Annotated in this window: 13 protein-coding genes and 1 pseudogene; 6 read left to right on the top strand and 8 right to left on the bottom strand. The window is 69.4% G+C overall.

All coding sequences use genetic code 11. The features are described from left to right. Positions 1 to 52: 52 nt before the first annotated feature. Positions 53 to 1,150, bottom strand: a complete 1,098-nt coding sequence (locus AOQ53_RS26365; protein ID WP_059420964.1) for an alpha/beta hydrolase-fold protein — start codon at positions 1,148 to 1,150, stop codon at positions 53 to 55. Between the two features lie 91 nt (positions 1,151 to 1,241). On the opposite strand from AOQ53_RS26365, the gene AOQ53_RS26360 reads away from it, so the two are divergent. Genes AOQ53_RS26360 through AOQ53_RS26350 form a run of 3 tightly spaced genes read left to right on the top strand, consistent with a single transcriptional unit; the run spans position 1,242 to position 3,580 of the window. Then, positions 1,242 to 1,454, top strand: coding sequence for an MbtH family protein (locus AOQ53_RS26360; RefSeq protein ID WP_059420962.1), 213 nt, complete (start codon positions 1,242 to 1,244; stop codon positions 1,452 to 1,454). A 6-nt stretch (positions 1,455 to 1,460) separates the two neighbouring features. Continuing rightward, positions 1,461 to 3,059 (top strand): amidohydrolase, encoded by a 1,599-nt coding sequence (locus tag AOQ53_RS26355; RefSeq protein WP_059420960.1) that lies wholly within the window; start codon positions 1,461 to 1,463, stop codon positions 3,057 to 3,059. Continuing rightward, complete coding sequence (locus AOQ53_RS26350; protein ID WP_078945513.1) at positions 3,056 to 3,580, top strand: GNAT family N-acetyltransferase; 525 nt, start codon at positions 3,056 to 3,058, stop codon at positions 3,578 to 3,580. Before AOQ53_RS26355 ends, AOQ53_RS26350 begins: the two co-directional genes overlap by 4 nt. Before the next feature lie 13 nt (positions 3,581 to 3,593). Here the strand turns inward: AOQ53_RS26350 and argB are convergent. The 7 genes and pseudogenes from argB to AOQ53_RS26315 form a co-directional block, all read right to left on the bottom strand. Then, positions 3,594 to 4,309 (bottom strand): annotated as a pseudogene (argB, locus tag AOQ53_RS26345) (acetylglutamate kinase); the annotation flags it as partial. 49 nt (positions 4,310 to 4,358) lie between these two features. After that, positions 4,359 to 5,849 (bottom strand): glycoside hydrolase family 43 protein, encoded by a 1,491-nt coding sequence (locus AOQ53_RS26340; RefSeq protein WP_059420958.1) that lies wholly within the window; start codon positions 5,847 to 5,849, stop codon positions 4,359 to 4,361. A gap of 70 nt (positions 5,850 to 5,919) precedes the next feature. Then, positions 5,920 to 6,663 carry a cupin domain-containing protein gene (locus AOQ53_RS26335; protein WP_059420957.1) on the bottom strand — a complete coding sequence of 248 codons (744 nt, stop codon included), beginning with the start codon at positions 6,661 to 6,663 and terminating at the stop codon, positions 5,920 to 5,922. Beyond that, complete coding sequence (locus tag AOQ53_RS26330; protein ID WP_078945512.1) at positions 6,660 to 7,583, bottom strand: DUF6807 domain-containing protein; 924 nt, start codon at positions 7,581 to 7,583, stop codon at positions 6,660 to 6,662. The genes AOQ53_RS26335 and AOQ53_RS26330 overlap by 4 nt, the downstream gene beginning before the upstream one ends. After that, positions 7,576 to 8,703: a Gfo/Idh/MocA family protein gene (locus AOQ53_RS26325; RefSeq protein ID WP_059420956.1), complete on the bottom strand. Its 1,128-nt coding sequence runs from the start codon at positions 8,701 to 8,703 to the stop codon at positions 7,576 to 7,578. Before AOQ53_RS26325 ends, AOQ53_RS26330 begins: the two co-directional genes overlap by 8 nt. A gap of 267 nt (positions 8,704 to 8,970) precedes the next feature. After that, positions 8,971 to 10,686, bottom strand: a complete 1,716-nt coding sequence (locus tag AOQ53_RS26320; RefSeq protein WP_107084039.1) for a substrate-binding domain-containing protein — start codon at positions 10,684 to 10,686, stop codon at positions 8,971 to 8,973. Between the two features lie 87 nt (positions 10,687 to 10,773). Next, positions 10,774 to 12,774, bottom strand: a complete 2,001-nt coding sequence (locus tag AOQ53_RS26315) for a DUF4978 domain-containing protein (protein ID WP_059420954.1) — start codon at positions 12,772 to 12,774, stop codon at positions 10,774 to 10,776. A gap of 470 nt (positions 12,775 to 13,244) precedes the next feature. Here AOQ53_RS26315 and AOQ53_RS26310 point away from each other — a divergent pair, with 470 nt between their 5' ends. From AOQ53_RS26310 to AOQ53_RS26300, 3 genes are all read left to right on the top strand, one after another. After that, on the top strand, positions 13,245 to 15,044 hold the full coding sequence (locus AOQ53_RS26310; RefSeq protein WP_078945511.1) for an RICIN domain-containing protein: 1,800 nt from the start codon (positions 13,245 to 13,247) through the stop codon (positions 15,042 to 15,044). A 273-nt stretch (positions 15,045 to 15,317) separates the two neighbouring features. Beyond that, positions 15,318 to 16,346, top strand: coding sequence for a LacI family DNA-binding transcriptional regulator (locus tag AOQ53_RS26305; RefSeq protein ID WP_059421120.1), 1,029 nt, complete (start codon positions 15,318 to 15,320; stop codon positions 16,344 to 16,346). Between the two features lie 546 nt (positions 16,347 to 16,892). Then, positions 16,893 to 18,209: an ABC transporter substrate-binding protein gene (locus AOQ53_RS26300; protein ID WP_059420952.1), complete on the top strand. Its 1,317-nt coding sequence runs from the start codon at positions 16,893 to 16,895 to the stop codon at positions 18,207 to 18,209. Positions 18,210 to 18,260 lie beyond the last annotated feature (51 nt).

The raw sequence follows: 18,260 nt of genomic DNA, 5'->3' as shown, positions 1-18,260 counted from the left end.
ATGTGCGGCTCCGCCGCGTGGGCGCGATCAACCCCCACCGGCCCGCAGGCGACTACGGTGCCCCCAACACCCAGGCGACATCCCTGACCAGCGCATGTCTCCACCCCACCCGATCATGGCCGGAGGCCGACCGCGAAACCCGCACGGTCGCCCCGGCCTGCTCGGCCAAGGTCTCCACCGCCTCACAATGCGGCAGCATCCGCGTCTCGTGTTCCCCCACATCGAACGCGACCCGCAGCCCCGACAGATCCACCCCCTCCCGCAGCCGCGCAGCGATCGCACCACCCACCGGACCCCCCAACGGGTCCGCCGCCCCCATCGCATCGGACGTCCACCAGAACGACCCCGACTGACAGGCCACACGCGACACCAGCTCCGGAAACTCCAGCGCCGCGTACATCGCGCTCAGCCCGCCGAGGCTCTGCCCGGCGACCACCAGCCGGTCAAGGCCGGCGGTCACCCCCGCCTCCGCCACCAGCGGCAGCAGTTCGTCGCGGACCGCCTCCCACAGCTCGGGCCGGCACGCGAACTCGGCCTCCCTGTCCTTGGCCGGCAGGAAGACGAGGGTGACCGGCGGCATCTCCCCACTGGCGACCGCCGAGTCGAACGCGGACATGGCCGGGTGCAGATGCAGCCAGTCGTCCCCGTCGAGCAGCAGGACCACCGGCCCGCCCCCGCCCGCCGGGTGCACGCGCACGGTCCGCCGCCCGCCCAGCCGTTCACTGGCCCAGCGGATCCGAGTGCGGGGCAGGGGCAGCACGCCGTCGGCGCCGACAGCGGGCCAGTGCGGCTGGGCCGGCGCGTCCGGCGTCGCGGCGATGGACCGGTCTCCGCCGGCCCCGACCGGGTTGAGCGGATCGGCGTACGCGTCCTCGCCCACGCGGAACCGGTACGTCACCCGCAGCCGCGCGGGCATGCGCACCTCGGCGTACCAGCAGTCCGTGTCGCCGAACCGGCCCAGGGGCACCGGCTCGGACCAGCTCTCGAAGTCGATGCTCGCCGCATCGGACCCGCGCCACAGGAAGAGGGTCACCCAGCCGTCGCCGTCGGGTATCGACGCGGGTGTCCGCGCGGCCGCCCAGAACTCGTCGGTGCCGGGTGTGCCGGGCAGTCCGAACGCGGCGAACGTGTCTTCCCCCACCAACCTCATTGAACGTCTCCTTGTGGAGCGGAAAGCGAGAAGGCTAAGCTCACTTGCGATTAGGCGAGCCTAACCTAATTTTCACAGGAGGCACCGGCACATGACCACCAACCCCTTCGACGACGCCGACGGCCGTTTCCTCGTCCTCGTGAACGACGAGGGCCAGCATTCGCTCTGGCCGTCCTTCGCGGACGTGCCCGGGGGCTGGACGATCGCCTTCGAGGAGAACACCCGGGAGGCCTGCCTGGAGTACGTCGAGGCCAACTGGACCGATCTGCGCCCCCGTTCCCTCGCCGAGTCCATGGACGCCTGACGCGCGATGCTCTGCACCAGACTGACGAACGCCCGTTTCGTCACCATGGACCCGGCCCACCCCGTCGCCCACGACCTGGGCATCTGGGGGGGCCGGATCGTCGGCCTGGACGAGGCCGTGGCCTCGCTGCCCGCACGGGAGGTGATCGACCTTCAGGGCGCCACGGTGCTGCCCGGGTTCATCGACGCCCATGTGCACCTGGCCTGGGCCGGCTTCAAGCAGAACACGCCGAGCATCGCCGGCCGCACGCGGATCGACGACGCGCTGGCCGTCGTGGAGGAAGCCGTCCTCCGGAAGGGCTCGCCCGGCGCCTGGGTGAGCATCGCCGGCTACGACCAGCGGGCCCTGGGCCGTCATCTGACCGCCGCCGAACTGGACCGGGTGAGCCACGGGCGCAAGGTGTTCGTGCTGCACGACTCCGGACACGGCTGCGTCGTCAACACCGCAGTACTGGACCTGCTCCCCGCCGGCGTTCCGCACGAGGACGGCTTCCTCGCCGAGGGCGCGATGGGCGCCGCCCGCGCACTGCGCCTGCCGTACTCCCAGGAGGAACTCGCCGAGGCGATCGGACGCGCCGCCCGGACCTGCGTGGCCGAAGGCGTCACCGCCTGCGCCGAGGCAGGCATCGGCGGCGCCCTCTTCGGGCACAGCCCGGTCGAGCTCGGCGCCTACCAACTCGCCCGCGAGAAGGGCCTGTTGCCACTGCGGGTGCAGCTCATGGTCGCCGCGGACCGGCTGCGGCCCGTCGCCGCGCACGAGGCCGACGGCATTCCCAGGGCTCTGGACCTCGGCCTGCGCACGGGCTTCGGTGACGACTGGCTCTCCGTCGGCGCCCTGAAGATCTACACCGACGGCGGCATGATGGCCCGCACCGCCGCGCTGAGCAGTCCGTACGAAGGGCTGGACCACACGGGCCAGTTGCAGGACGACCCGGAGACGCTCACCGAGACGATCGTGGCCGGTCACCTCGCCGGCTGGCAGCTCGCCGTGCACGCCATCGGCGACCGCGCGGCCGACGTCGCCCTCGACGCCCTGGAACGGGCCCAGCGCCTGCGGCCGCGCCACGGCGTGCGGCACCGCGTCGAACACGCGGGCCTCATCCGCCCCGACCAGCTCTCGCGCTTCGCGCGGCTCGGCGTGAGCGCGGTCGTCCAGCCCAACTTCCTGCGCTGCTTCGGCGACGACTACGCGGCGATCATGGGGGAGGAGCGGGCGCCGTGGCTGTACCGGGGCAAGGGATTCCTGGACCACGGCATCACCCTTGTCGGCAGCTCCGACCGGCCGGTCACCGACGGATCCCCGCTGCGGGCCGTCCAGTTCATGGTCGAGCGCGCCTCCGAGTCCGGCCAGGTGATCGGCCCGGACGAGGCGATCACCGTGGACGAGGCGCTGCGCGCCTACACCGTCGCCGGTGCCTACGCCTGCCACTGGGAGGACAGCATCGGCAGCCTCACCCCGGGCAAGCGCGCCGACCTGGTCGTGCTCGGCGACGATCCGCGGCGCGTCGGCACCTCCCGCATCGGCGACATCGAGGTGGTCGCGACGTACGTCGACGGTCGCGATCGACGCGACGGCGGACTCGAAAGCGGGGAAGGGAAGTCTTGAACACGGCTACGCCGCGCACCGCATCGCCGTTGCCGCGTGCTCCTCTCACGGCAACCTCCGTCGTACGCCCCGCCCGCCCCGAGGACGCCGCCGCACTCGCCTCGTTGTCCCAGCCCTTCGTGCATTCGGGGGCGTTACGCCGACGACCGGCCTCGCTCTATGGCGCCCACGTGACCGACTTCGTCGTGGCCGAGGGATCCGACGGCGTCCTGGAGGGCTGCCTGGCCCTGCGCGTACACGCGGCCGGCGCGGAGGGGAGTCGCGGTTCCGCGGGCGTTCTCTACAACTTCTGCGTGGCCCGGCACCGGCAGGGCAGCGGACTGGGAGGCCGGCTGCTGCGTGCCGCGGTGGCCAGGGCGCGCGCCCAGTCGGTGGGTTCCTTGTTCACCGCGACGGTCGGCAGCGGCAGCCTCTTCCTGCGGCACGGGTTCGCCCCGGCCGGCGTGCGCCTCGCGCCTCCGGCCTGGGCGACCTCCCTGGACCCGCGCCGCAACGCGCGCATCCTCGCGCGAACCCTGTGACGGCGTCGGATCCTCAGGCGGAACTCGCCCCGGCGCACGGGACGTCGGAGTGGTGCTCCGGCAGAACCATGGTGCCGGGGCTGTTCCGGCCCAGGACACCCCGCAGCAGTGCGTGCGGTACACGGCCGTCGAGCACGTGCGCCCTGTGCACGCCGCCGCGTACGCTCGCAGACAGCCCTCCATCTTCGGCAGCATCCCGGCCGCCAACCCCGGTAGCAAGGCGGCGAGTTCGTCGGCTGTCAGCTGCTCGATCACCTCGGTGCTGTGCGGCCAGTCGGCATACAGGCCCGCCACGTCGGTGAGCACCACCAGGCGGGCGGCGTCGAGGGCCACGGCCAGGGCCGACGCCGCCAGATCGGCGTTCACGTTGTAGACCTGTGCGTCCTCACCGCGGGCCACGGGGGAGACCACGGGGATGTGCCCCTGCTCCAGGAGCGTGCGCACCGCGCGCGGATTCACGTCGACGACATCGCCGACCAGACCGATGTCCACCGCCCGGCCGTCCACCCAGGCCGGCCGCCGTACGGCCGTCATGGTGTGCGCGTCCTCGCCCGTCATCCCCACCGCGAGGGGGCCGTGGGTGTTGATGTGGCCGACCAGCTCCCGCTGGACCCGGCCGGTCAGCACCATGCGCACCACGTCCATGGTCTCCGGGGTGGTGCCTGCGCGGCGTCCTCGCCGCCATGGCACACCTGGGCCATGGCGGATCCGGATCCCGAGTCGGGAAAGCGCCTCATGAGGCAGAGCCCGGGGAAGGGAGTACGTCCGTCACGGGCCGTTACGCGCGCTGTTCGGCGAACCGGACCCGGCGGACGAGGACCTCCCGCGACTCGGCCCACACTCCGACCAAGCGCCCGGTGAACCCGCCCGCCACTTCGGTGGAGAGATAGCGTCCGTCCAGGCGGGCGAGGACATCGGTGCCGGTTCCGTGACCGATGCCCAGTTCGATGTCGTCCGGTCCGTTCCAGGTCGGCTGCGTGGATCGGATGCGGAGGGTGACAGGGGAGCCGGGCAGGGGGCGGGAGCCGAGAACTGTCCGGACCTGTCCGATCCGTGCGACGGCAGTGACCTCGCCGTCGGCGACGCGCAGCCCGTACCAATGAGCACCATCGAGCCGCAGTGCGACGGTGAACGCACCATCCCCCGGATCGATGAGGAAGTCGGCCGCCCAGTGGTCTCCGCCGACCCGGGTGAACAGGCCCGAGGGCTCACCGGTCGCGCTCGGCGCGTGACCCACGACCACCCCTCCCGGCACGCTGCGGACGAACCGGTCGGGCCGCTCTCCTGGCGAAACCCACCTGAGATGGAGTCCGGGCGCGGAGAAGTCGTCCTCGAAGTCCCGCTGTCCGGTGGGGACGCGCAGGCTCGCCGGCTCGAAGTATGGCCAGTCCGCCACCCAGGAGACCCCGGCGAGGAACGTCTCACGCCCGTTGACGTGGAAGCGCGGGCTGCGGCCTCGCGGCCGTGTGCCGAGGTACACCGCCGCCCACGTCCCGTCGGGGCGCTCGACAAGATCGGCATGACCGACGTTCTGGACGGGATGAGCCGTGCTGCGGTGGCTGAAGACCGGATTGTGCGGGGCGGCTTCGAACGGCCCTCGGGGACTGCGTGAGCGTGCGACCGACACCACGTGGCCCCGGTCGGTGCCGCCTTCGGCGATGACCAGGTACCACCAGTCGCCGCGCCGGTACAGGTGCGGCCCCTCGGAATGGGCCAGGCCGGTACCGTGCCAGATCCACCGCGGCTGTTCGAGGAGCACGCCCTGCTCCGGATCGACCGCGACCTGCCTGATGCCGATCTCGGTCTCCGACCACGAGCAGTAGGTGACCAGGCAGGTTCCCTCATCGTCCCAGGCCATGTCCGGGTCGATGCCGTCGAGTTCGGTCAGGCACACCGGCGCCGACCACGGCCCGGCCGGGTCTGTCGCGTGGTAGATCTGGTGACCACCGCGAGCATCGTCGATGTTCGTGGTGATCAGCCAGAATCGTCCCTCGTGATGGCGCAGCGTCGGGGCGTAGATGCCCCGACTCGACGGCGACCGGCCCGCGGGGAACTGATCGTCCCTCGTGAGGGCGTTGCCGATCTGACGCCAGGACACCAGGTCCCGGGAATGCCAGAGCGGGACGCCGGGGCTGTACTCGAACGACGAATTCGCCAGGAAGTAGTCCTCGCCGACCCGGCACACCGATGGATCGGGGTACATCCCCGACAAGATCGGGGTGGTCGCCGCGTCGGCGCTCCTACCGCTTTCCGGCAGCATCGAACTCATGCGAAACACTGTCCTTGGTTCGAACCCGGGCAGATCAGCAGCCGTTCGGGCACGTTCGGGTGGTGGGGCGTCACTGAGGCTCGGCCGATGTGCCGGCCCGGCGGGCCGGGTCGTAGGCGCGTAGGAAACCGCACATGCCCAGGGTCTGCCGGGGCGGTTGGGCGATACGTGAGACGGTCGCCTTGTACAGGTGGTTGAGGTCGCCGTTGCGCAGCGAATCGATCTGCCGCAGCGCCGCCTGTGCGGCGGCCAGCGCACCGTCGTCGACCGTCTTCTCCCAGGCGTCCAGGCGTGGCTGGACGAGCCGCAGGGCTGCCGCGCAGAAGTCCTCGTAGGCCGAGCGGTTGCCGCGCCGCCACTGACGCGTCAGTTCCCTGAACCCCTCGATGGCCAGGTCCCTGCGTACCTGGGCGCGCTCGGGGTCGGGGGTCCCGTCGGCGTCGAGGAGCGAGGCCGCGCCCGGATAGGTCTCGGGGGAGAGGTACGCGGGCGGGAAGGTCATGACCGCGTCGCCCGCCTCAGGAAGGCCGCTGTTCTGCATGACGACGATCACGCGCAGGTCCTCGTCGTTGATGGCGCGGTGGATCGTGCCCGGGGTGAACCAGACCGTGTCTCCAGGGTGCAGCTCGGTCGTAGTGTGGCCCGTGTAGTTGAGGGTCTCCAGCCGGCCGCGGCCGCTGACGACGACGTAGCACTCCGAGCAGACGAGGTGCATGTGGGGCGAGCCGCCGTGTTCGTCGTCCGCCGTGGGCCAGGGGTACACCTGGAGCTGGCTCAGTCCCACGGCCCCGGGGAAGTCGGGCAGGGCGGTCACGGCGCGAACCTCTGGGCGATCGGCTCCAGTTCACGGCGGTCCACCAGGCGGTCGATGAACACGAAGCGGTGGCTCAGGGACAGGGTCTCACCGGGCTCGAGCTTGATCTCGGTGTCGAAGGCGGGCGACGGGTTGAGGCAGGCGAAGGAACTGCTGCGGGCGAACCACTTCAGCGGGACGGCGGCCGTGGTGGTGCCGGCGTAGGCGAGGACCGTGGCACCGCCGTCGATCTCGTCGTGCTCGCCGGTGATGGCCGCCCAGGCGCCTTGGGTGCCCATGACGGCGTCGCCTTCATGGCCTCCGTCTGAGATGACGTCCGCGCCGGTCCAGGCCCGGGGCCCGCGCCAGAACAGCCCTGTGTAGCCGGCGTTGGGACGGCCGTGTGTGGTGGGGCTGCCCAGTTCCAGGGGCTCGTGGTGAACGTTGGTCAGGCCGGTGGTGAAGTCAAGCGCCCAGACGCCTTCGCCGGTGTCGGCGCTGTGGAAGCGAAGGGTGCGGGTCTCGCCGATCCACACCTCGTCGCTGGAGCCGAACCAGTCCAGGGCCTGGACGACCGACACCTCGCTGCCGCTGTCGTCCTGCCGGTCGAAGGCGCGGTGCACCTGCTGGCCGTGGTTCTCACGCCAGACATAGCCGTGGCCGGGCGCGCCCTGTTCGAAGGTGGGCCCGCCCCAGAAGTTGTCGCCGGACAGATGGGACCAGGTCATCTGCAGGCCCTTGTGCCAGCGGTGGTCCCAGGGCCGGTAGACGCCCACGGGCGCACCGGAGAGGGTCTTCAGCGGGTAGAGATACGGCTTGGGGGATTCCTCGACAGGACTGTCCGGCCGGTAGACGTATGTGGCGAGGTCCGTGCCCGCGGCCGACACCACGAACTCGGTCCCGCCCTCGTCGTGCTCGATCCGGAAGTGAGTGTCAGACACTGGTCTTCTCCTTGTCGGCGTTGTCCTGGGCGGCGCGGAGGCGGCCGTTCATGGAGTGGTAGAAGGGGTTGTCCGAGGTGATCATGTCCGGGGTGACGGGGCGTCCGGTCGTCGCCGACTCGTACAGGGCGGCGATGAAGGCCAGGACGCGGCGGCCGTCGTCGCCGCTGGCCTCGGGGCGTTGTCCGGCGCGCAGGGACCGCAGGAGCAGGCGCAGTTGCGCGGCGTGCGAGCTGGCCTCGTCGTCGAGCGGTGCCCCGAGCTCGGCAGCCGTGGCCTCGGCCCGGTGGGGTGCGGGGGTCCACGTCCAGTGGGAGTTGTCGTAGCCGTAGAGGTGGGACAGCTCGACCGTGGCCTCGGGGAAGTCGAAGCGCAGGTAGCTGGTCTCGCGGGGGGATAGCAGGCTGTTGACCATGGACACCATGGCGCCATTGGCGAAGCGGACCATCGCCATGGAGACGTCCTCGGTCTCCACGTTCCGCGCCAACGTGCCCATGGCGGCGCGGACTTCGGTCCATTCGCCCATCAGGGCCAGCATGAGGTCCATCTGGTGGATGCCGTGGCCCATGGTGGGACCGCCGCCCTCGGTCTCCCACTTGCCGCGCCAGGGGACGCCGAAGTAGGCGTCGTCCCGGTACCACAGGGTGTGGCAGACGCCGACCAGGGGCGCGCCGAGGCTGCCGGCGCGGATGTGCTCCCGCAGGGCTCGGGCGGCGGACCCGAAACGGTGCTGGAAGACGTAGGAGACGTACGGGCCGCCCTCGCGCTCGTGGGCGGCGACGGCGTCGTACTCGGCCACCGAGAGGGTGGGAGGCTTCTCGCACCACACCGACGCGCCGGCGTCCAGACAGGCGGTGATGGCTTCGCCGTGGGCGATCGGGGGCGTGCAGACGATGACCAGGTCCGGGTGCTGCTCCCGCAGCATGTGGTTGAGGCTGTCGTAGGCAGCGGGAATGCCCCAGCGGGCGGCGAAGGCCTCGGCGCGCCGCAGGTCGACGTCGACGACGGCGGTGACGGCCGCCTCGCCGCTCTGGGCCTGGACGGCGGGCATGTGGCAACCGTCGGCGATGTTTCCGGCGCCGACGATCGCCACCTGCACGGGCTGGCTGTACTCAGTCATGTGGCTCTCTCGTGGAAGCTCGGGCGGTGCCTGGGCACGGCACGGGGGGCGTCACACCGCTTACGGAGAAGGTGGGTTCGACCTGCTCAGCCCAGGACGTGCACGCATGGCCGTGCGGTCGAGGGGAACGGCTCCGTCGGACGAACTCGGCTCGCGCCGATGTAACGGCGGCAGCATGAACGTAGTGAACGGTCACCTTTGTGGTCAAGAGTTTCTCTGTGATCGTTCACTTTTTGCGTTGACACCCCAGCGGGAACGCCGTCCGGCTCAGCCGGGGGCCGGGCCGCTCGACCCACGCGGCACGAGGTGGAACAGATCCTCGACCTCGGACTCCGGCGCGGGCTCGCCGCGCAGAAGCGCGAGCAGCGACAGCATCGACCGGCGGCCTACTTCTTCCTTGTTGATGTGCACCGTCGAGATGCTCGGCGAGAAGTACCGGGTGAACTCCTCGTCGTCCCAGCCGAAGACGCTCATCTCCTCGGGCACCCGCGTGCCGCGGTCCTGGAAGCCGCGGAGTACCCCCAGGGCGACGTAGTCGTTGGCGGCCAGCACGGCCGTGACGCCGGAGTCGGCCGGCAGGTCACGTGCGGCCTCGTAGCCGGAGCGCACGGACCAGTCCCCGTCGACGACGCCGTAGGACGTGAGGCCCAGTCGCTCGACCGCCTCCACGTAGACCGCCCGCCGGTTGCGTGCCGAGGCCCAGTCCTGCGAGCCGGCGACGTGGAGGAACCGGCGGTGTCCCTGGCCGGCGAGGTGACGCAGGATCTCCTCGGCGGGCCGTCCGTCGGCCAGCCGTCCCCGGGACTGGAGGTTGTCGTCGTACTCGCCCAGCACCACCACGGGCCGCTGCCCGGAGCCCTGGCCACCGGCGAGGTCCCCGAGCGGCACCAGGGACAGCACCCCGTCCGCCTGCCGGGTCTCCAGCAGGGACAGCACGCTGCGGGCGCGCCGCGACTCGCCGCCCTCCAGCCCGACGACGTCGGTCATGTACCCGGCCTCGTGCGCCGCGGTCGAGGCGCCCCTTAGCAGAGGAATCGGAACGAAGCCGCTCAACTCGGGCAGCACGATGGTGATCCGGTGGGACCGCTGTGTGCGCATCGACCGCGCCATGAGGTTGGGCCGGTAGTCCAGCTCGGCGACGGCGCGCTCGATCCTCGCTCGCGTCGTCGGCTTCATGCCGCTGTCGTTCTTCAGGAACCGGGACACGGTCTGGTGCGACACGCCGGCCCGCTTGGCGACCTCCCATATGGTCGGCCGTTTCCTCTCCGGGGTGGAGGCCGCCCCCGGGCCGGCGGCTTTCGCGGTGGATCGACCGGCCTTCCGTGCCGGGAGAGGACGCCCCGCCTGCTCGCACAGAAACTCCAGCAGCTCCGCGCCGGACGCCTGCGCGGGCAACCCGTAGTCACCGGCGAAGCCCGCGACCCGTGGCGCGAGGTCGTCGACGCGCACCAGGCCACGGGCGGCGGCTTCGGCGACGAACGCGCCCGTGCGGGCCGCGTCGGCACGGTCTTCCAGCAGGTCGACGACGGTACGTGGCACGGTGGTGACGGGCAGCCCGTCGACGACGGTGATGTCCTCGGCGTCCGTGGCCGCGCGGTGCAGCACGACGGTCTCGTCACGCGTGGTACGGCGTGACGAGACCGTCAGCTCCACGAAGTCGGCGGGCCGGCCGCCCAGGCCGTGCATCGCACACGCGGAGGTGTGGGAGACGACGCCCGCCCCTGGGCCGTAGGCAGGGCGGTCCCGCGCCGGGGTTCCGGGATCCAGCCGCAGCCACGCGACCTTGATCCTGAGGTGCTCCGGCGGGGGAGAGGCGGCCAGTCGGTACACCCCGTGGCCCACACTCTCCAGCGCCCCGGACCGCTCCAGCCGCAGGAGCTGGACGCCCTGCACGCCGTCCAGCTTCGCCTGTGCGGTGGTCACCAGACCCCACTGGCCGGCGGCCCTGGCATCCAGAGCCCGCAACACGTCGGCCTGAGTCATGCAGCAATCATTACACGGGCACCCTGCGCCGCCCTCCCCGCGTGGACCGTCTTTCCGGCCTCGCGGGAGAAGGGACGGCGCGGGCGGCTACTTCGGCTGGAACTCCCAGACCGTGTTCGCGTCCTGCGTCCCGGTGTTCCACTTCGCCTCGCCCGCGGAGTTCCCGTACAGGTAGGCCCTTCCCGTGTGGGTGTTCCTGACGCGGAGCCCGCCTGCCGCGACCCCTTCCAGGTTCCAGAGCGAGGCGTCCGAAACGGTGCCGGTGTTCCAGATGACGTTGTTGGCGGTGGCGTCGGCTTCCAGATAGAAGCGTCCCGTCCGCACGTTCTTGATGGTCCAGGACCCGGACGAGTCCTTGGCGACGATCCAGTCCTGGTCGTCGTAGGTGGTCGCGGCCGCGAGAATGACCGCACCGTTCGCATCGGTGTCGAGGTACTTGCCCGAGGACGTGTTCCTCAGCTTGTACCGCGCGCCGCTGACGAGGTAGGCGACCCGCACGCATTCGCCGGCCGCCAGGGCGACGACGGTGTCCCCGGACACCGTGCTGTACGCCTTGGTCCCGGACTTCACCCAGTTGTCGTTCGCGTCGTACTGGCCGGTTTCGACGGACCGTACGACGCCGATGGTTCCCGGCAGTGTGAACGTGGCCTGGGTCGTGGTGGTGAAGGCGAACTCGGCCGCACCGCGCCTGACGCCGAATGCCTGCGCACCGCTCGATGTCGTAAACGTGATGTTGACGCCGCCCACGGGCTTGGTGGCGGTGGTGTCGGCGGTCGCGCTCCGGTTGAAGGTCTGCAGGTCGGTTCCGCCGCGTTCCACCGGACGCTTGCTGGCGAGGTCCCGGTGGATCTTGTTCAGCACGTGGTTGAGCCGGGCGACCTTGTCCGAGACGGCCTTGCGGGTGACGACCTTGGTGGTGGGGTTGAAGTCGTACAGGCCGTGGCTGCTGCTGCCCGTGCTGGAGTCCGGGTCCAGGGCGGCGTACAGATTGTGGGCGGTGTTGCCGGCGATGGCGTTGAACTTCTCGACGTCCGCCGCCGCGGATCCTCCGAAGTTCTCCATGATCATGGGGAAGTTCTTCCCCTGGGCCCAGACGGCGTCCCTCCCGTAGTTGTAGAGCGTGTCGAGGCCCGTGGTGTACGGGTCCTTCCCGAAGAAGTCGATGGTCGCCGTCCCCTGGGCCCTGAGGGCCTCGTTCTCGGCGACCGGCACCGTGTCCGCGCTGCCTGCGAGGTTGGTCCTGGTGTACACCGAGTAGTCCGACTGCTTGATCACCTGTCCCAGCTGGGTCAGGTAGTTGAGCAGCACGTCCTTGCGGAACTTCGTCGCGTCGGTGTATCCGCCGCTGTTCCACAGGTTGGTGCTGTACGTGCTGTAGCTCCGGTCGATGGCCGAGCCGCCCTGCTGCTTCGACACGTTCGGTTCGTTCAGCACCTGGATGCCGACGACGGTGTGCGCGGTGTCGGCGGAGGCGAGGTGGCTCATGAGCTGGCCGAGCACGAACTTCTCCCTGGCGAGCAGGTTCGGATCGGTCTTGTCCAGGAGGGGGTTGCCGTTCAGGGTCAGCCTGGTGCCGTCGGACCTCACCACGAACTGGTAGTCGTTCATCACGTAGGCCGGCATCCGGGCCGCGATGGACGCACCGGTCGATTCATGGCTGAACCACAGCAGTTCCAGCTTCAGACCGTACTCCCCGCACCAGGCCAGGTACTTGTCGATGTCGGTCCAGTCGAAGGTGTCCTTCGAGGGCTCGATCTTCGACCACCAGATCGGGATGTTCACCACGGTGAACCCGTCGTCGCGGATCATCTCGAGCACCGGCTTCAGCTGGGCGTCCGTCCAGCCGTACGTGTACTTGTGCTTCTCGTACCGGAACTGGACGCCACTGTGGTAGAAGGGCTTCCCGTCGACCATCAGGGCGATCTTGTCGTACGTGGACCTCGTGGTGTCGACGTAGGACACCACGCCGCCGGCCGCGGCGGCCCGCGGGAGGCCGCCGACGAGGTTCAGCGCCATGCTCCCGAGGGCCGCCGCCCCGCTCGTGGCGAGGAATCTGCGGCGTGACCAGGAGCCGGTGTTCGACTTCATGTGGACTACCTCCGTGTCGGGTGAACTTCTGCCAGATGGTGAACGATCACAATTGAGGGGTCGACGGCGCCGTCAGGAACCTTCGAGGCGGGGGTGTCGGGCGCAGCGCGATCGAGCCGACAGGCGATGGCGGGGCCCTGGCGATCAGATGGTGGCCGAAACCAACGATGGCGCACATAAGACTGGCTGAAACGCTTGTGTGTCAATGGTGTGAACGGGGAGAGTTTCGTCGCAGTCCAGAGCAAATCGGCTCCGGTCGGCCCGGTGGGCCCCATGAAGTGAACGATCACCCGCAGACATCTTGACCGCTCAGGTGAACGATCACTACGTTGCCCCTGCTGTTGTCGGACACCTCATCCTTCCCGGTACTCCGTGGCTTTTCTGTGCGGCCCTCGGGCCGAGCCGCGGCCGGGGCCCCCTTCCTCCCCGCCGGGCACCGGTCGGCATCACCAGAGATCAAGGGAGATCACATGAATACGGTCATGCGCAGAACGGGCTGTCGGCCCCGAAGATGGGCCGGCTCCCTGGCCGCCGGCATCCTGCTCCTCGCGGCCTTCCTCACAGCTCCGGCCGCCTCCGCCGCCGAAACCCCCGGCGCGGCGTTCATCAACGAGACGTTCGACGCTCAGACGAACCCCGCGAACTTCGGTTTCCCGGTCGGGGCCGCCATCGGCAACGGCGTACTGGAGGTCACGAAGGGCATGGGCAACTACACGACGTCCGTGAAGCCGTTCGCGTCGTCGATCACCCAGGAGAAGACGCTGGACCTGCGGTTCGACTGGAAGACGGCCATCACCAGCACCGGGATGAAGACCGGTCTGGAACTGCGCGACAACGCCGGGCACCTCGTCTTCGGGCTGGCCGCGACCGCAGCGGAACTCCGCTACGCCGTGACCGGGCCCGACTCGGACTCCACCTCCGCTCCGGACTCACTCAATCCCACCTGGACCAAGATCAGCTTTGACCGGACCAAGTGGTACACGGTCGATCTGCACATGGACTTCACCCTCCAGAAGGTCCAGTACACGATCACCAGCAAGGAGGCCGCGCCGATCGTGCTGGCCTCCGGCACGAAAACCATCACGGGGACCAACCTGGCGAAGTTCGTCGCCTGCAACTACTACGGCACCGGTGTGCAGTCCATCGACAACTTCCGCCTGACCCGCCCCGTGAACCCCGCTTACGGATCCCTCACCGGCTCGTCTGTCTACGCCTTCGGTGACAGCATCGTCTGGGGGCACAAGTACTCCCGCAGCTTCATGAACTTCCTCGCCGAACGTGAAGGCATGACGCTGACGAAGTACGCGGTGAACGGTGCGACCGTGGGCCCGACCAGCAACCAGATCCTCACCCAGGTGCAGAACGCCAACGCGCAGGCGCCCGACTTCGTCGTCTTCGACGGCGGCACGAACGACGCCGGCGAGATCTACACCAACCACACCTACACGGTCGGCACCGTCAGCGCCTCCCAGGACCCCGCCACGTTCGACACCGGCACGTACGCCGGAACGCTCGAAACCACCATCCGCACGATGCGGCAGAAGTGGCCGTCCGCCCAGCTCGTGTACGTGGCCGCCCACAAAATGGGCTCGCGGGACTGGGACACCCAACTCGCCCTGCGCCAGGTGTACCTGCAAGCCGCACAGAAGTGGGGCATCGCGGTGGCCGACGTCTTCGCGGACGCGACCCTCGACACGCGTGTTGACGCCCAGCGGGTGGCGTACACGTTCGACAACCTCGTCAACACCTTCCCGGGCAGTGGCGGCACCGGGACGCACCCGAACATCGCAGGCATCACCGACTTCTACGTGCCCGTCCTCACATCGACACTGTCCCAGCTGGCCGACACGACGACGCTCAAGGCGCGGCACTCCGGCAAGTGCGCCGAGGCGGTCGGCTCCTCGACCACGGCCGGCGCCGCGATCGAACAGGCCGGCTGCTCGGGCGGCGGCGACCAGCGGTGGCAGCTGCACGACGTCGGCGGGGGCTACTACCAGATCCTCTCCCGGCACTCGGGACTGTGCCTGGACGTGGCCGGCTCCTCCACGGCGAACTCGGCCGCGATCGTCCAGCAGACCTGCGACGGCCGCACCAGTCAGCAGTGGCGGCTGAGCGACACCGGCACCGGCTACGTCGAGATCATCGCCCGTCACTCCGGCAAGTGCCTCGACGTGGACCGGGCCCTCACGACGGACGGCGCCCGGCTGCTGCAGTACACGTGCTGGAACGACGAGTCGCACACGAACCAGCACTGGACCGTGCAGGTCTGACATGAGGAACGCGAGCCGCCAGGTGACGGCGGATCCGGCGGCCGGCCGCACGGCCCGGACAGGGACCATGCGGCCGGCCAGGCCGGACGATCCGCGGGGCAGCCGAGCTCGACCGGCCCATGCGCTCGGGTCCGGCGAGACGGCAAGAGGAAGGGACCCGGCCTGCCATGGAGAACTCGGCAGTACAGTACCGATGGGCGTGCGGGGCGTGGAGATGCGGCGGGGGGCGGCACGGTGGACGCGGACACGGGACCGGAGAGAGCGGAGCGGGACGTGAAACGGCCGAAGCCGCCGTCCAGAAAGCGTCCCACCATCCTCGACGTCGCGGCGCACGCGGGGGTGTCGCATCAGACCGTCTCGCGCTTTCTGCGGGGCAACGGTGGCATGAAGCCGCAGACGGTGGCCCGCATCGAGCAGGCCGTGGCCGCCCTCGACTACCGGCCCAACCTGGTGGCGCGGTCGATGCGCACCCGCAAGTCCAACCGTGTCACCGTGGTCCTGCCGGCCATGACGACCTTCGTGCCCTCGCAGATCCTGCGGGGAGCGTCCTCCGAGGCACAGGCGGCCGGCTACCAGCTGGACATCGTCGGCCTGGAGGGCGACGAACGGGTCAGGGGCGACCGCGTCCGCTCCCTGCTCGACTCCGGTCAGGCAGACGGAGTGCTGACCTTCACCCCCATCGGTGACTTGGAAAAGCTGGGGCTGGACCATACTCCGACCGTCGTCATAGGTGAGTACGACGACCAGATGCGGTCCCACGGGATCACGGCTGACGGCGAGCCGGCCGCCATGATCATCGATCACCTCGTCTCCCTGGGCCATCGGCGTTTCGTCCATGTCGCCGGCAGCACGGACTGGATGTCGGCACGCAAGCGACGCGAGGTCTACCTGCGGACGGTCGCCGAGCGGGGCCTGGAGAACTACGCCGTCATCGACGGTGACTGGTCCGTGCGGTCCGGATACGACGCGGCCCAGGGCCTGTCGGCGGACTCCGGTGTCACCGCGGTCCTCGCCGCCAACGACGACGTCGCCATGGGCGTGATCCGTGGCTTCCAGGACCGCGGGTGGCGGGTCCCGGAGGACGTGAGTGTCTTCGGCTGGGACAACCAGGAGTTCACCGCGTACTTCAATCCATCCATCTCCACCGTGGATCTCGACCGCGAGGCCATGGGCCGGCGGGCCATGCAGGCTCTGCTCGCCCGCATCCGCGAGGAGACCGAGCCGGAACTGCATCTGGACCTCGACTGCCGCCTCGTGCTGCGCGAGTCGTCCGGACCGGCGAGGACGAACCACACCCTTTAGCCCGTCGGCCCCACCAACCAGCCGTCGTGCAAGGGGCATTCGAGCGGACGGGAGCACCCGAAACCCGTCCGCACCGGGCGGAGCGCGCTGACCCGGCCTGTTCCCGCGCGGTCCGTTCCGCTTCCGTACCGGCCCGGAACCGGTGAAGTCTCACCAAGTACCCAAGTGTTATGTACGGAACCCTTGACCGAGATATGGCCGCTTATTACGCTCATCGTGTGAACGTTCACTATTGCTGACGCACACAACCCCCAACTCGGCCCGATGCTCGCGGTCAACCCGCGGATCAGCTCGGCACACCGACCCAAGGTTCCAGCGTACGTTCACAAGAACCCCTTCCATAGCCGCTGCAGCCCACCCGGATTCGACGAGCCGGGCCGGCTGTCAGCACGCGGATCGCAGGTAACTTTCGCGGCCCGCAAAGCAGCCGAGTTGTGCAGTTGGCCGCCACGCGGCGAGACAGCCGGTGTCCTACGCCGGCTTCCTGAGACGACGTTTCCCCCGTCTGGGCACACCGCCCAGTGATGGCAGCAGAGGAGCCCCACCATGAACCACTCGTCCCGTCCGAGCAGACGCACAAGACTTCGTGCGGTCGGGCTGACCTGTTCGGTCTTCGCCCTGGTCCTGTCCGCGGGCTGCGCCGCGGACTCCTCCGGCAGCGAGGGCGGCAAGACCGTCATCCGGTTCAACTGGTGGGGGTCGGACGTCCGGCACGAGCAGACCAAGCAGATGATCGCGGAGTTCGAGAAGAAGCACCCGAACATCGACGTCCAGCCCGAGTACTCCAACTGGGACGACTACTGGAAGAAGCTGTCGACCAGCGCGGCCGCCAATGACATGCCCGATGTCCTGCAGATCACGGACCCGTTCATGTACTCGTACATCGACAACGGGCAGCTGATGGACCTGAAGAAGGTCAAGGACGTGCTGAACACGGACAAGCTGCCCCCGAACTCGATGGCGATGACGACCGTGAAGGGCGGCCTCTACGGTGTCCCGGCCGGCGACAGCGCGTTCGGTGTCGCCGTGGATCCGGCGGCGTTCAAGAAGGCCGGTGTGCCCATTCCGGACGACACCAAGTGGTCGTGGGACGACTACGTGAAGACCGCCACCGCCGTCGCCAAGTCGAAGTCGAAGCTGGTCGGCAGTGTGATGCCTCTCTACCCCAACATGGTGGGCCCGTGGCTGCGGCAGCACGGTGAGGACTACTGGACCAAGGACGGCAGCCAGATCGGTTTCACCGAGAAGACCATGGCCGGCTACTGGGAGTGGGTCGTCAAGCTGCGTGACAGCGGTGGCTCGACCAGCCCCGAGGCAGCGGTCGAGGCCCTGGCCTCAGGAGCCGGTATCGAGCAGAACCTGGTCGCCCAGCACAAGGCGGCCATGACGGAGATGTCCGTCACCCAGCTCGGCGCGCTGGAGGCCGCCAGCGGGCGTGAGACCAAGCTGCTGCTCTTCCCCGGCGAGGACGGTGCCGCCCAGGTCGGCGCCTACACCAAGCCGGGCGTCTTCTACGGGGCCTCGGCGCGGACGGAGCACCCCAAGGAGGCCGCGCAGCTGCTGGACTTCCTGGTCAACTCTCCCGAGGTGGGCAAGATCGGGAAGTTCGACCGCGGTGTTCCCGTCAACCCTGACGTGCTCAAGGCGATCACGCCCGAGTTGTCCCCCGCGGAGAAGCGGATCGCCGACTACCTGCGTCGTGCCAACGCCCTGAAGCCGACCGCGGTGCACCTCCCCAACGCGAAGGCCGGTCCCGCGGTCCCGGAGATCTTCCAGCGTCTCAACGAGGACGTGCTGTTCGACCGTCTGTCGCCGAAGGCGGCGGCCAAGAAGTTCATCTCCGAGATCAAGTCCCAGCTCTGAGCTGCCACATGTAGTAACGCTTCTGGAAGGAATCCCCGCTGTGTCCGATCC

Origin of the sequence: Streptomyces azureus, assembly GCF_001270025.1 — a bacterium.
Classification (GTDB): Bacteria; Actinomycetota; Actinomycetes; order Streptomycetales; family Streptomycetaceae; genus Streptomyces; species Streptomyces azureus.
This window is presented reverse-complemented; position numbering and strand designations above follow the sequence as displayed.